This is a genomic window from Sphingopyxis sp. YF1 (assembly GCF_022701295.1).
Classification (GTDB): domain Bacteria; phylum Pseudomonadota; class Alphaproteobacteria; order Sphingomonadales; family Sphingomonadaceae; genus Sphingopyxis.
The window spans coordinates 596957-610951 of record NZ_CP033204.1; the positions used below are offsets into that span (position 1 = coordinate 596957).

General features: G+C 68.1%; 15 protein-coding genes. 11 read left to right on the top strand and 4 right to left on the bottom strand.

Annotation, left to right across the window (positions count from 1 at the left end; all coding sequences use genetic code 11):
• Positions 1-70 precede the first annotated feature (70 nt).
• Positions 71-979 carry an SDR family NAD(P)-dependent oxidoreductase gene (locus EAO27_RS02975; RefSeq protein WP_242780412.1) on the bottom strand — a complete coding sequence of 303 codons (909 nt, stop codon included), beginning with the start codon at positions 977-979 and terminating at the stop codon, positions 71-73.
• 119 nt (positions 980-1098) lie between these two features.
• Between EAO27_RS02975 and EAO27_RS02980 the strand changes: the two genes are divergently transcribed.
• Positions 1099-1827, top strand: a complete 729-nt coding sequence (locus EAO27_RS02980) for a helix-turn-helix domain-containing protein (RefSeq protein WP_242776951.1) — start codon at positions 1099-1101, stop codon at positions 1825-1827.
• Here EAO27_RS02980 and EAO27_RS02985 read toward each other — a convergent pair.
• Entirely contained in the window at positions 1824-2402 is a 579-nt protein-coding gene (locus tag EAO27_RS02985; RefSeq protein WP_242776953.1) for a TlpA disulfide reductase family protein, read from the bottom strand. The two genes, EAO27_RS02980 and EAO27_RS02985, sit on opposite strands and share 4 nt — an antisense overlap.
• Before the next feature lie 25 nt (positions 2403-2427).
• Here EAO27_RS02985 and argH point away from each other — a divergent pair, with 25 nt between their 5' ends.
• Genes argH through EAO27_RS03005 form a run of 4 tightly spaced genes read left to right on the top strand, consistent with a single transcriptional unit; the run spans position 2428 to position 6140 of the window.
• The gene (gene argH, locus EAO27_RS02990) at positions 2428-3825 is read left to right on the top strand and encodes an argininosuccinate lyase (RefSeq protein ID WP_242776955.1); all 1398 of its coding nucleotides are present in this window, start codon (positions 2428-2430) and stop codon (positions 3823-3825) included.
• A gap of 1 nt (position 3826) precedes the next feature.
• Positions 3827-4090 (top strand): hypothetical protein, encoded by a 264-nt coding sequence (locus tag EAO27_RS02995; protein ID WP_242776957.1) that lies wholly within the window; start codon positions 3827-3829, stop codon positions 4088-4090.
• A gap of 18 nt (positions 4091-4108) precedes the next feature.
• Positions 4109-5368 carry a diaminopimelate decarboxylase gene (gene lysA, locus EAO27_RS03000; protein ID WP_242776959.1) on the top strand — a complete coding sequence of 420 codons (1260 nt, stop codon included), beginning with the start codon at positions 4109-4111 and terminating at the stop codon, positions 5366-5368.
• A gap of 4 nt (positions 5369-5372) precedes the next feature.
• Positions 5373-6140 (top strand): NAD(P)-dependent oxidoreductase, encoded by a 768-nt coding sequence (locus tag EAO27_RS03005; RefSeq protein ID WP_242776961.1) that lies wholly within the window; start codon positions 5373-5375, stop codon positions 6138-6140.
• 9 nt (positions 6141-6149) lie between these two features.
• Here EAO27_RS03005 and EAO27_RS03010 read toward each other — a convergent pair whose 3' ends face one another.
• Both EAO27_RS03010 and EAO27_RS03015 read right to left on the bottom strand, forming a co-directional pair.
• Positions 6150-6521, bottom strand: coding sequence for an STAS/SEC14 domain-containing protein (locus tag EAO27_RS03010; RefSeq protein WP_242776963.1), 372 nt, complete (start codon positions 6519-6521; stop codon positions 6150-6152).
• Between the two features lie 60 nt (positions 6522-6581).
• Complete coding sequence (locus tag EAO27_RS03015; RefSeq protein ID WP_242776965.1) at positions 6582-7532, bottom strand: hypothetical protein; 951 nt, start codon at positions 7530-7532, stop codon at positions 6582-6584.
• A 174-nt stretch (positions 7533-7706) separates the two neighbouring features.
• Between EAO27_RS03015 and EAO27_RS03020 the strand changes: the two genes are divergently transcribed.
• The 6 genes from EAO27_RS03020 (at position 7707) to lepA (ending at position 13983) form a co-directional block, all read left to right on the top strand.
• Entirely contained in the window at positions 7707-7853 is a 147-nt protein-coding gene (locus tag EAO27_RS03020) for a hypothetical protein (protein ID WP_242776967.1), read from the top strand.
• An 11-nt stretch (positions 7854-7864) separates the two neighbouring features.
• A complete protein-coding gene (locus tag EAO27_RS03025) occupies positions 7865-8914 on the top strand; it encodes a HEAT repeat domain-containing protein (protein ID WP_242776969.1) in 1050 nt (349 codons plus the stop codon).
• The gene (locus EAO27_RS03030; RefSeq protein ID WP_242776971.1) at positions 8902-9834 is read left to right on the top strand and encodes a transposase; all 933 of its coding nucleotides are present in this window, start codon (positions 8902-8904) and stop codon (positions 9832-9834) included. Before EAO27_RS03025 ends, EAO27_RS03030 begins: the two co-directional genes overlap by 13 nt.
• Before the next feature lie 76 nt (positions 9835-9910).
• Positions 9911-10597 (top strand): hypothetical protein, encoded by a 687-nt coding sequence (locus EAO27_RS03035; protein WP_242776973.1) that lies wholly within the window; start codon positions 9911-9913, stop codon positions 10595-10597.
• Positions 10594-12102, top strand: a complete 1509-nt coding sequence (locus tag EAO27_RS03040; protein WP_242776975.1) for a type IV secretory system conjugative DNA transfer family protein — start codon at positions 10594-10596, stop codon at positions 12100-12102. Before EAO27_RS03035 ends, EAO27_RS03040 begins: the two co-directional genes overlap by 4 nt.
• Positions 12103-12159: 57 nt before the next feature.
• Complete coding sequence (gene lepA / locus EAO27_RS03045; protein WP_242776977.1) at positions 12160-13983, top strand: translation elongation factor 4; 1824 nt, start codon at positions 12160-12162, stop codon at positions 13981-13983.
• The last annotated feature ends 12 nt before the right edge of the window (positions 13984-13995 follow it).

Below are 13995 nucleotides of genomic sequence, written 5' to 3' on the forward strand. Positions count from 1 at the left end.
GAAATGTCGGGCCATGGATGCTGAAACAAGTTCAGCATGACGATTAAAAAATGTCCGGCCCTGCGGCATCTTAAATCGGATCATAGCCGAAGACATCCCCCGAGCGCTCGGCCGGATCGGCGAAGCTGCCGCGGAAAGCGGGGAGCATTTCGTCGGCGATCGCCTGCGGCGTCCAGCCCTCATTCTTCTGCATCGACCGGATCGGGCGCGGCTTCGAAAAGAGGAAAATCTCGTTCTTGCGCACGCCGAAGATCTGGTTCGACACTTCCTGCGACGCGTCGCTCGCGAGGAAGGCGACCAGCGGCGCGATCTTGTCGGCGGTCATCGTCTTCATGCGCTCGATGCGCAGCGCCTCGGCCTCGTTGGTCGCGGGGATCGTCGCGATCAGGCGGCTCCACGCGAAGGGCGCGATGCAGTTGGAGCGCACTCCGGCGCGCGCCATGTCGAGCGCGATCGACTGCGACAGGCCGACGATGCCCAGCTTCGCGGCCGAATAATTGGCCTGGCCGAAATTGCCGATCAGCCCGCTGGTCGAGGTGAAGTGGATGAAGCTGCCCGAACCCTGGTCGCGGAAATAGGGGGTCGCCGCCTTCGACACGTTGAAACAGCCGTTCAAGTGAACGTCGATCACCGCGTTCCAGTCCTCATGGCTCATCTTGTGCCAGATGCGATCGCGCAGGATGCCGGCATTGTTGACCACCGCGTCGATGCGGCCGAAGTTCTGCACCGCATCCTCGATGATGCTCGCCGCACCCTTGGGGTCGGCGACGCTGGCGCCGTTCGCCATCGCCTTGCCGCCCGCGGCCTTGATGTCGTTCACCGTTTCCTGCGCGGGCGACAGGTCGGCGCCTTCGCCTTCGGCCGTGCCGCCCAGATCGTTGACCACGACCGATGCGCCTTCCTTCGCGCACAGCAGCGCGATTTCGCGCCCGACGCCGCGTCCCGCGCCCGTGACTGCGACCACCTTGCCGTCCAGCATGCCCATGCGACTCTCCTGTGTTTCCGCGGCCCGCGGCCGAATGCTGATCCGGCTAGTTGAGCTTTGCCCGATATTCAATATAAAGAATTTGAATTTCATATTTGTGAAAAGAGGTGCGCGTGGCGGGTGAGGTTCGATCGGTTTCGCAGGCGTTCGCGGTGCTGCGCCTGCTCGCCGACAATGCGCCGATGACGCTGTCCGACATCGGCCGGTCGCTCGGCCTCGGCGCCTCCTCCTGCTTCAACCTGCTCGGGACGCTGGTCGCCGAGGGCGCTGTGGTGCGCGACGCGCCGGGCAAGCGTTATCGCCTCTCCGACGGCTGGGCGCAGGCGGGGCTGCTGCGCGACGGCGACGCGCGGCGGATGGTTGACCGGCTGCGTCCGTTGATGATGCGTTTCGCGCAGGCGCAGGGCGTGACCGCGGGCCTGTGGCAGGTCGCCTCGCGCGACCGGCTGCACCTCGTTGCGCACGCTGAAAGCAATGCGGTGCTGCGCATCCACCTCGCGCAGGGGCAGCGCCAGCCGCTCGGCGGCGGCGCGGTCGGGCGCGCGATCGCCGCGGCGCAGGCGCCCGGTGCCGAAGAGGTCGCGCGGCGCTTCGCCGCGGTGCGCTGGGAAAAGCCGATCGCCTTCGCCGACTATGCCGCGCAGGTCGAGGTCGCTGCCCGCGCGGGGTTTGCGCTCGACGAAGGCTATACGCATATCGGCATCTGGACGCTCGCGGCGGCGGTGCCGCAGCGCAGCGACTATTGCCTCTCGGCCAGCTTTTTTGCGGGATCGCGCACCGCCGCCGAAGTGACGGCGCTGGGTCAGGCGCTGGTCGCGCTGGCGGAGACGGCGGGCGGTTAGACGCCGGCTTCGGCGAGCAGCGCCCTGGCCTCCTTGCCCTGCCAGTCGATCGCGCCGACGATCCGCCAGACCTCGCGCCCCTCGGCATCGTAGAGGATGCTCGTCGGCAACGCGCTGTTATAGGCATCCAGCAGATGATTATCGGGATCAAGATAGGGCTGAAGCGCTTTCAGTTTCGCCTTCTGAAACCACGGATCAACGACCTCGGCGCCCTGCAGGTCCTGTGCGACCGCGATCACGGTCAGCCGTTCGCCGCTCGTCGCAGCGAGCTTGTCGAGCGTCGGCATTTCGACGACGCACGGCACGCACCAGGTCGCCCACAGATTGACGAGCAGCGGCTTGCCGCGAAAGGCGGCGAGCGTCAGCGGCGCGTCGTCGGGACCGCGAAAGCGCGCGTCCGGCGCCGGCTTGCCCGCCTGGCTGCGGTCGAGCTGATAATGGAAGTCTTCGACACCCCGTCCGGACCTGGCTTGCGCGTCCGAAACATTTGCTTGGTTCGCGCCCGCTTGCTCCCCGGCGGCCTTTTCCCTATCGCAGCCCGCGATCGATCCGGCCAGCAGCACGGCGAGGATCATGGACATCGAATTCAGGACGCGGCGAATGGCGGATTCTCCAGGCAGCAACAGCATGTGGGGCGGTCGCTTCGGTGGCGGACCCGCCGCGATCATGCAAGAGATTAACGCATCGATCCCGGTCGACCAGCGATTGTGGGAAGAAGATATCGCCGCCAGTCGCGCGCACGCGGCGATGCTCGGCGCTGCGGGGATCATCTCGATCGACGACGCGGCAAGGATCGACACCGGCCTTGCGCAGGTCGCGGCCGAATATGCGGCGAACGGCGTGCCGATCGACCTCAGCCTCGAAGACATCCACATGACGGTCGAATCGCGGCTCAAGGAAATCGTCGGCGAACCCGCCGGGCGCCTCCACACCGCGCGTTCGCGCAACGACCAGGTCGCGACCGACTTCCGTCTGTGGACGCGCACCGCGATGACGCGCATCGATGCCGGATTGAAGGCACTCCAGTCAGCGCTGCTCGCGCGCGCCGACGAACATGCGGACAGCATCATGCCCGGCTTCACGCACCTCCAGGTCGCGCAGCCGGTGACGCTCGGCCATCATCTGCTCGCCTATGTCGAAATGTTCGGTCGCGATCGCGGGCGTTTCCGCGATGCGCAGCGCCGCCTCAACGAATCGCCGCTCGGCGCCGCCGCACTGGCGGGCACAGGCTTCGCGATCGATCGCCACGCAACCGCCGCCGCGCTCGGTTTCGACCGGCCGATGGCGAACAGCATCGACGCGGTGTCCGACCGCGACTTCGCGCTCGAATTCTGCGCCTCGGCGTCGATCGCGGCGATCCACCTGTCGCGTCTTGCCGAAGAGGTAGTGATCTGGGCCAGCCAGCCCTTCGGCTTCGTCAGCCTGCCCGATGCGTGGTCGACCGGCAGCTCGATCATGCCGCAAAAGCGCAACCCCGACGCCGCCGAACTGGTGCGCGGGCGCGCGGGGCTGCTGCTCGGCGCCTTCCAGCGGCTGTCGGTGATCGTGAAGGGGCTGCCGCTCACTTATTCAAAGGATCTCCAGGACGACAAGGAGACGGTGTTCGGTGCCTTCGACGCGCTCGCGCTGTCGCTCGCGGCGATGACCGGCATGGTCGAAACGCTGACCTTCCGCACCGACCGCATGCGCTCGCTCGCGGCGTCGGGCTATTCGACCGCGACCGACCTCGCCGACTGGCTGGTCCGCGAGGCGGGGGTGCCGTTCCGCGACGCGCACCATATCGTCGGCGCCTGCGTGAAACGATCCGAAGAGCTTGGCGTTGAACTGTCGGCACTGCCGCCCGCCGACGCCGCGGCGATCCATGCTGCGGTCACACCCGCGGCGCTCGCGGCGCTCACCGTCGAGGCGTCGGTCGCCAGCCGCACCAGCTATGGCGGGACGGCGCCCGAACGGGTAAGACAGGCCGTCGCCGCGGCCCGCGCCGCGCTGGAGGAATGACATGAGCGCATCGCGCAACCTCGCCTTGTCGGCGCTGACCGGAGCCCTGCTGCTCGGATCGCTCGGTGCCTGCGGCAAGAAGGAAGATCTGAAGCCCGCGGCCGGTGACCCGGCGCCGCCGCTGCCCGTCGGGGCAAAAAGGCAACCGACCACGGAGGAGCTCACGACGCCTGACGCGCAGGCCCGACCCGCGCGCAGCGACGAACTTCTCAAACGGTCCGAACGCCGCGAACCCGACGATTTTGATTTGCCCCCTCCGGGCTGAGTTTCAGGACTTTCTCCCATGAACCATTTCGACCTTCGTGACGGCGTGATGCACGCCGAAGATATTCCGCTGCCGCGTATCGCCGAGGAAATCGGCACCCCCGTCTACGTCTATTCGCGCGCGACGCTCGAACGCCATGCGCAGGCGTTTCGCGACGGGCTGAAGGATGTGCCGAAGAAGCACCTCGCCTTCGCGATCAAGTGCAACCCCAACCTCGGCGTGCTGCGCGTGCTGGCGCGGCAGGGGTACGGCGCCGACGTCGTCTCGGGCGGCGAGCTCGAACGCGCGCTCGCGGCGGGCATGGCCGCCGAAGACATCGTCTTTTCGGGCGTCGGCAAGACGCGCGCCGAGCTGGCGCTCGGCCTCGACCGCGGCATCGGCCAGTTCAACATCGAGCATGAGCCCGAAGGGGTGGCGCTCGCCGAAATTGCGCTCGCCAGGGAAATGACCGCGCCGGCGGTGCTGCGCGTCAATCCCGATGTCGATGCCGGAACCCATGCCAAGATCTCGACCGGCAAGGCTGAGAACAAGTTCGGCGTCGGCATCGACGTCGCGCCCGAAATCTTCGCCCGCCTGTCGGCGCTGCCCGGGCTCAACATGCGCGGCGTCGCGGTCCATATCGGCAGCCAGCTCACCAGCCTCGCCCCGCTCGAGGCGGCGTTCGAGCGCGTCGGCCGGCTCGTCGCCGACCTGCGCGCCGCCGGGCACAGCATCACCCATGTCGACCTCGGCGGCGGCCTCGGCGTGCCGTACAAGGATGGCGACAACCCGCCGAGCCCGGCCGAATATGGCGCGATGGTCGCGCGCGTGACCCGCGACTGGGACGTGACGCTGATGTTCGAACCCGGCCGCGTCATCGCGGGCAACACCGGCGTGCTGCTGACCGAGGTGCTGTGGGTCAAGCCCGGCGTGACGCATCCCTTCGTGATCGTCGATGCCGCGATGAACGACCTCGCGCGCCCCGCGCTTTACGACGCCTACCATGATTTCGTCGCGGTGAAGCCGTCGGGCGAGCAGATGACCGCGTCGATCGTCGGCCCGGTATGCGAGACCGGCGACACCTTCGCGCGCGACCGCGTGACCGACAAGGTCGAGCCGGGTGATCTCGCGGTGTTCCGGACCGCGGGCGCCTATGGCGCGACGATGGCGTCGACCTACAACAGCCGCAGCCTCGTCCCCGAGGTGCTCGTCGACGGCGACCGCTATGCCGTCGTCGCCGACCGGATCGCCGCGGGCACGATCATGGCCGCCGAGCGCGTGCCCGACTGGATCGACTGACGCGATGGAACAGTTTCCCCTCTTCCTGAACCTTCGCGGCCGCACGGTCGTGCTGGTCGGGGAAGGGGAGGCTGCCGACGCCAAGGCGCGACTGATCGTGCGCGCGGGCGGCCGCATCGTTCCCGCGTGGGAAGCCGGCGCGACGATCGCCTTCGTCGCGCTCGACGATGCGGACGAAGCGCGCGCCGCCGCCGATGCGCTGCGCGCGCGCGGCTTGCTCGTCAACGTCGTCGACCGCCCCGCGCTGTGCGATTTCACCACGCCCGCGATCGTCGACCGCGCGCCGGTCACGATCGCGATCGGCACCGGCGGCGCCTCGGCGGGGCTTGCCAAGGCGGTGCGTCAGCGGATCGAGGCGCTGCTGCCGGCGCGTCTCGGCGCGCTCGCATCGGCGCTCCACGCCGCGCGCGCCGCGATGACGGTGCGCTGGCCCGCCGCCGCCGACCGCCGCCGCGCGATCGATGCCGCGCTGGCGCCGGGCGGCGCGCTCGACCCGCTCGACGCGGCCGCCGCCGATAGCGTCGGTGACTGGATTTCCGGGGACGCTGCGGTCGCGGGCGATCGCCTCGAAACGGTTCGCCTGACCAGCACCGATCCCGACGATCTCACCCTCCGCGCGGCGCGATTGCTCGGCGAGGCCGATCACGTCTTTCACCGCGCCGATGTTCCCGCCGCGATCCTTGCCCGCGCGCGCGCCGATGCGGTGCGTCACGTCGCCGAAGCGCCGCCGGCCGATCCGCCCGCGGGCCTGTCGCTCTGGCTGTCGCTCTGAAGCGCGCGGTCAGTCGCCGGTGCCGCTGACCCACGCCAGCGCCGCGTCGCGATCCTGCGGTTCGAACACCCGATAGGAGATAAAGGGCAGCACCGCGCTTTCGAGCTTGGTCGCGGCGCGGATCCACGCCTGGTCGGCGACCACCGCGACGCGGCCGAAGCGGTTCAGCTTGCCGAGCAGCGGCATCGCCCGCGCCATATAGGCGCCCAGTCCCTTGAGCTCGATACCGTCGATCGAGTGCGTCTGGACAAAGACATGGACCTTGTCGTGGTGCGCCATGATGGCGTCGAGCCGGTCCATGATCCGGTCGAGCTCGTCACCGGTGATCCGGTCGGACAGGCTGACGGCCAGTACGTCGTCGGCGGTATCCAATATGTCCATGGGTCTTCCTTTCGCTGGTTCTTCTGACCGAAGGTCGCGAGGGTCGGCGCGTTCCGCGCGTCAGGGCGCGATCGCCAGCCCGTCGCCATTCTTGCCCGCCGCGATCCGGCGCAGCACCCGTCCGGTCGCGACGTCGATCTCGGCGACCCGGTCGTGCCCCGTCTCGGCGGCATAGAGCCGTTTCGAATCGGGGCTGAACAACAGGGTCACCTGTCCCTTGTCCTGCTCGCCCGACACGCTGATCACCTTCACCGCTTCGCGCGTCGCAGCGTCGAACAGGCTGATCGTGCCCGCCGCGATGTTGCTCGTCGCGATCAACCGCCCGTCGGGGCTCGCGAGTACGCGGATCGCCACCGGATCGACCGGTCGTTCGGCGACCTTTTCGCCGCTCGCCGTGTCCCACACCGACACGCGCGGCGCATCGAGGTCGCCGACCCATAGCTCGCGCCCGCCCTTCGCCAGCGCCAGCCCTTCGGGCTTGCCCCCGACCATCAGATCGCGCAGCTTCTTTGCGTCGGTCAGGTCGAGCACGCTCACCGTTCCCGAGGCGATATTGGCGGCATAGGCGGTGCGGTTGTCGGGCGCGACGACGATCATGTGCGTGCCTTGCTGTCCGGTCGCGATCGAGGTCAGCGTCCCGTCGGGCGTCACCACCGCGACCGACTGGCTGCCCTCGGCGGTTGCCACCAGCCGCCCGTCGGCGAGCCACAGCAATCCGTGCGGGCGGCGGTTCGGGCTGAGGTCGATCGTGCGCAGCTTTTTCCGGGCCGCGATGTCGAATATGTCGATCGTCGTGCTGCCATAGGCGACGACCGCGGCCTGCTTTCCGTCGGCGGAAACCGCGATCTCGTGCGGCATTTTCCCGGTCGGCAGCCGCGCCAGTTCGGCGCCGCTGTCGAGCGCGATCAGGCTCAGCGTGTCCTCGCCCTTGTTGCCGACAAGCAGCGTCTCGGCGGCAGCGGGTGCGGCGGCGAGCAGCAGGACGCAAAAGGCGGCGATGGCGCGGTGCATGTCGGCGTCTCCCCTCGGGTGGCGCTTCCATCCTATGCGGCGGTCCACGGGCGGCAAGCGCGCTTCGACCAACGACATCGCCCGACATTGCGATAAGTTAACTGGCGCCGATCCGGGCTTCTCCGCACCTTGCGCGCGCGGCCAATCGACGCCGCTTTGCGTGGGGAGGGACCTATGAACCTGCCATCGATCGATATCGATGCCATACCCTTGCTCGACACCGTCGTCGGGCTTTTCGGATCGTTCGCGACACCCGTCGCATCGTCGGGGCCTTCGATCTTCGAGGTGTCGGTCACCGTCGTGCTGATCATCTACGACTGACCGGGGCGCGGGTGCGGCATTCCCGTGCCGCACCCGCGTCGCTCGCCATGACCGGCATCTCGCGCCACGATCATTATCCGCACACCGACGGCAAGCGGCGCCGGGCGATCCGCCGTGCCGCGGGCACGCTCGCCGCCGGCTGGCGCGGAGCGGACGAAGCGCCCGGCGGGCTGCTCGCGGCGCTCGAAGCCGCAAGCGACCTTGCTCCCGACGATGCGATCGACCGGCTGCTTCCCTGGCTTGCCGACACCGGCTGGCTTCGCGCACGTATCGGCGCCGCGCTTTCCTTGCTCGCCGCTGATGCCTTCGCGCGTCCGCCGCTGCGCATCGTCGGCGGGGGCGGGGTGCCCGGCGGTATGATCCTCGCCGAACGCGGCGCGATTCGCCTGTCGTTGCAGCTCCTGCCGTTCGAGACTGCGGCGCCGCCGGCGACGGCGCTGTTCGTGCCCGGCCGCGCCGCGATCCGCGTGCTGGTCGCGGGCGGCGCCCGGCTGACGCTGCACCATGTTGCGCTCACCGCGATCGAGGAGGCCGGGGCGTTCACCGCCGCCGGGGCGGCGCCATGCCGAAACGATCCGCCGCGCGCGCTCCTCGACGGCGCGATGCTGCGCATCGACACCGCGCGGACGAGCTTCACCATCGCCGGCCCCGGCCCCGGCCCCGGCCGCGACGTGCTGCTGCTCGAACTCGTCGTCCAGCCGCCGTCGCCGCTGCCGATGCGCAGCTACGACCCCGGCAGCGGGCGGCTCATCCATGTCGCGGCGTCGCGCCGCGACAGCAGCTTTCGCCAGATGGCGCTCGGCCTGCTGCGCGAAATGGGGCGCCGCGATGCTGCATCGCTCTTTGCCGCGGCGGTTGGTGCCGCGGATTTTGCCTCGCGCTGGGCGGCGATGCGCGACTTCGTCGCACTCGACCCCGCCGCCGCCTTTCCGCACCTCGCCCGGATGGCGGCCGGCGATCCGCATCCCGAGGTGCGCCGCGCCGCGGCGTCGACGCTCGCGCTCTACCCGGCTTGTCCGGCAAACGCGCGCGACACGGGAAGTGCCGCATGCCGCGCCTGATCGATCCGCCGTCGGCGCCGGTGCTCGATCTCGGGGAAGTCGCGGCGCGGCTCGACGAAAGCGGGGTCGACCTGGTGCGCGAGGACGGGCTCGCGCACGCCGCGGCGCTCCTCGCGGGCCTCGCGCGGAACCGCAATTTTCTCGCCGACCATGTCATCGCCGAGCTCAAGGCGAGCTTTGCGGGGCAGCTCGAACTCAGTCGCTATTCGGCGCAGGTGCTTGTCCTCCACCGCAGCCCGCGCGGTTTCTTCCTGCGCGCCAATCTCTGGCCCGCCATATCCGACGCCGCCTATACCGCGAGCGGCCCTGCCGCCTTCGCCTACGGTCTGCCGCACGACCATAATTTCAGCTTCCTGACGACGGGTTACTGGGGCCCCGGCTATGTCAGCGACTATTACCACTATGACGCCGAAGCGGTCGACGGGCGCCTCGGCGAGCCGCTGAACCTCCGCTTCGTCGAGCGCAGCCAGCTCGCGGAGGGCCGGATGATGCTCTACCGCGCGCACCGCGACGTCCACAGCCAGCTCCCGCCCGAACGCCTTTCGGTCAGCCTGAACATCATGGAAGAGGGCGAGCATATCCCCTGGCGCGACCAATATATCGTCGACCTCGACCATAAGAGCGACGCGCGCGGCACGATCGCGCGGCGTCCGACGCTGACGCAGGCCGAAATGCTGCTGCGCTGCGCCGCCCACCTCGCCGACGACGGAAAGGATATCGCCGAGCAATTCGCGAAGGCGCACCCGGTGCCGCGGGTGCGGGCCAACGCCATCGCGGCGCTGGCGGCGGTGGAGCGGGATGCCGCGCGCGTGGCGGTCCTCGAACGTGGGCTCGGCGATTGCGACGCACGCGTGCGCGACGATTGCGCACGCTGGCTGGAGGTCGTGCCGGACTTTTCCGAAATTATTGCATCTTGTTAATCGCGCGAGCGTGACCCTATGAGGGGTCAGGACGGCAAACGTGGGGTGCGCCGTCCAGGGGAGCTTTGACCCGATCATGATGCCATCGCCGTCCCTGTGGCCGACGCCGCCGTTGCTGGCGGGCGAATGGCACGATCTCGATCCCGTCCTGACCGGCGAATTGCGGCAGTTGCTCGTCTCGTCGCAGATCCGCTGTTTCCCGCTGGTCAATGCGGGGAGCATGGCGGCCTATCGCGTCCGCCCGCTGCCCTTCTGGCCCGGCTGGATGTGGATCGACGCGCTCGTCGAAACGCGCACCGGCCCTGCGACCGCGGCCTTCCTTTACGGCCCCCATGGGGCGCACGCGCTCGACGGAACGTCGGCGCTGGTCCATGACATCAACGACAGCGGGCTGCTCGACGTGTCGACCGCCGAAAACGCCTGTGACTATCTTCGCTTTTTCTGCGGTGCGGTGCGCGGCGAGGAAGGCCCCTTCTACCTCATCGAAAGCGCCGATCGTTTCGCCGCGCTCACCGGTGTCGCGCTCGATGTCTCGCTCGCGGCGCTGGCCGGTCCCGTGACGGCGCGAAAGTCGGTCGATGGCTGGCGGCTCGATGCGCTGGTGCACTATGGCGGCGCGGCATTCAGCAGCCGTTTTTCGCTCAACGCCATGGGGATGATCGAAATGATCAACGACGAGCCGCTTTCGGGCGACGTGCCGCCCGTGCCGATCGCCTTCGACGGACTCCTCGCGCGGCTAGCCGGCCCGGAGGGGCTGCTGTGAGCCGCGCGGCGGATCAGTTCGGCGCCCAGTCGCCGTCGACGCTGCGCCTGCCCGACACCGTCGACGGCGAAGGCCTGCTCGTCGGCTGGTCGCTCGAAACGCGCCATGTACAGCGGCCGATGGGGTTCAGCTTCGGCGCCGCGACCACCGCACCGCGCGATGCCGTGCCGATCCTGCTGGAGGGGGAGGGGCATCTGATCACCATCGCCCCGACGGGTGCCGGCAAGGGGGTTGGCTGCGTCGTTCCGGCGCTGCTGCGCCACCGCGGCCCGGCGATCGTCATCGACCCGAAGGGCGAAAATGCGGCGATCACCGCGCGCTGCCGCCGCGAGATGGGGCAAAAGGTGATCGTGCTCGACCCGATGGGGATCACGGCTTTTGCGGGCGATGCGCTCAACCCGCTCGACCTGATCGACCCCTATTCGGCGAACGCCGTCGACGAGGCGCATGTCGTGATCGATCAACTGCTGGCGTTCAGCGAAAGCGATCGCGACCGTTTCTGGCTCGGCCGCGCGCGTCAATTGCTCGTCGGGGTGCTGTTCCACCTTCTCACCGACCTGCCGCGCGACCAGCATAATCTGGCCGAATTTCGGGGGCTGGTGAACCGCGCCGCGGGTGACGCGTCCGAACTGATCGCCGCGCTCGAAGCCTCGCGCCATCCCGAGGCTCGCGCGACCGGGCGGTTGTTCGCGATCGACGCAAAGGAGACGATCGGCGGCATCGTTTCCTTTGCGCAAGAGGCGACCGATTTCATGCGCGGCCCCGCGCAACAGGCCGCGACGGGGCATTCGAGCATCGATTTCGACGCGGTGACGCTGGGCGAGCCGCTGACCATCTATATCGTCATGCCGCCGCATATGCTGCTGTCCCACGGCCGGTTGCTGCGGCTATGGGTCGGCGCGCTGATGACCGCGATCATGCGCCGCCGCTCGAAACCCGAATTGTCGACGCTGTTCGTGCTCGACGAGGCGGCGCAACTCGGCAGCTTCAACGAATTGCGCCAGGCGGTGACCCTGCTGCGCGGCTATGGCCTCCAGACCTGGAGCTTCTGGCAGGACGCCTCGCAGCTCCGGCACCTCTATCCCGACGACTGGCAGACGATGGTGAACAACAGCAAGGTCGTGCAATGTTTCGGCGCCAACACCATGCTCGCGGCGCGTTCGATGGCCGAACTTGTCGGGCACGGCGATCCGCTTGGCGTGCTGCAACTGCCGCCCGACGAAATGCTGCTCCAGGTCGCGGGCGACGAGGCGGTGGTAGCGAAGGTGCCCAATTACCGCACTGACCCCGCCTTCGGCGCCCTGTTCGACACCAATCCCTATCACGACCCCGGTACCGACGCGCTCGGCGTGCCGCGCACGCCGCTGTTCGAATATGTCCGCCCGCCGCGAACCTCGCCGCGTCCGGCCTTCGCCCCCTCGCCGTTCAGCGATCCCCCGCTGGCGAGCCACCAGTTGATGGCGCGGCGGATTCTGAACGCGATCGGAGGCAGCGGAAGCGCCTGATCGTGCGTCGCCGAGTCCCTGCTGACAGCGCCGCTTTCCCCTGCTAACGCGCCGCGCATGACAACGCCTCTTTCGCACATTCGCAATTTTTCGATCATCGCGCACATCGACCATGGCAAGTCGACGCTCGCCGACCGGCTGATTCAATTCACCGGCGGGCTGACCGCGCGCGAAATGTCGGCGCAGGTCCTCGACAATATGGATATCGAGAAGGAGCGCGGGATCACGATCAAGGCGCAGACGGTGCGCCTCAAATATACCGCGAAGGACGGCGAGACCTACGAGCTCAACCTGATGGACACGCCGGGCCACGTCGACTTCGCCTATGAAGTCTCGCGGTCGCTCGCCGCGTGCGAGGGCGCTCTCCTCGTCGTCGACGCCGCGCAGGGGGTCGAGGCGCAGACGCTCGCCAACGTCTATCAGTCGATCGAGCATGATCACGAGATCGTGCCGGTGATCAACAAGATCGACCTGCCCGCGGCCGACGTCGACAAGGTGAAGGCCGAGATCGAGGACATCATCGGGCTACCCGCCGACGACGCGGTGCTCGCCAGCGCCAAGTCGGGGATCGGCATCGAGGAATGCCTCGAGGCGATCGTGACGAAGATTCCGCCGCCGAAGGGCGACGCCGCGGCGCCGCTGCTCGCGATGCTCGTCGACAGCTGGTACGATCCCTATCTGGGCGTCGTCATCCTCGTCCGCGTCGTCGACGGCCTGCTCAAGAAGGGGCAGCAGATCAAGTTCATGCAGGCGGGCACCACCCACCTGATCGACCGCGTCGGCTGCTTCACGCCGAAGCGCGAGGAGCTGACCGAGATCGGCCCGGGCGAGATCGGCTTCATCACCGCGCAGATCAAGGACGTCGCGCAGGCGCGCGTCGGCGACACCGTCACCGACGCGAAGAAGCCCGCCGCGGCGCCGCTGCCGGGGTTCAAGGAAGTTCAGCCGGTCGTCTTCTGCGGCCTGTTCCCGACCGACGCGAACGACTTCGAGAAACTCCGCGAGAGCATCCAGAAGCTCCGCCTCAACGACGCGAGCTTCTCGTTCGAGATGGAAAGCTCGGCCGCGCTCGGTTTCGGCTTTCGCTGCGGCTTTCTTGGCCTGCTTCACCTCGAGATCATCCAGGAGCGGCTCAGCCGCGAATATGATCTCGATCTGATCACCACCGCGCCGTCGGTGGTCTACAAGCTCAAGCTCGGACACACCAAGAATGAGGCGGCGAAGGAGATCGAACTCCACAACCCCGCCGACATGCCCGACCCGAACCGCATCGACGAGATCGAGGAACCGTGGATCGAGGCGGTGATCTATGTCCCCGACGATTATCTCGGCCCGATCCTGAAACTGTGCCAGGACCGCCGCGGAGTGCAGAAGAATCTGACCTATGTCGGCGGTCGCGCGCAGATCACCTATGAACTGCCGCTCAACGAGGTGGTGTTCGACTTCTACGACCGGCTGAAGAGCATTTCGCGCGGCTATGCGTCGTTCGACTATCACCAGATCGGCCACCGTCCCGGCGACCTCGTCAAGATGAGCATCCTCGTCAACAACGAGCCCGTCGACGCGCTGTCGATGATCGTGCACCGCAGTTCGGCGGAAAGCCGCGGCCGCGGCATGTGCGAGCGGCTCAAGGACCTGATCCCGCGCCACATGTTCAAGATCCCGATCCAGGCCGCGATCGGCGGCAAGGTGATCGCCCGCGAAACCATCGCCGCGCTGCGCAAGGACGTGACCGCCAAATGCTACGGCGGCGACGCGACCCGCAAGAAGAAGCTCCTCGAAAAGCAGAAAGAGGGCAAGAAGCGGATGCGCGAATACGGCAACGTCAACATCCCGCAGGAAGCCTTCATCGCCGCGCTCCGCATGGGCGACGACGCCTGATCGATTCCTGCC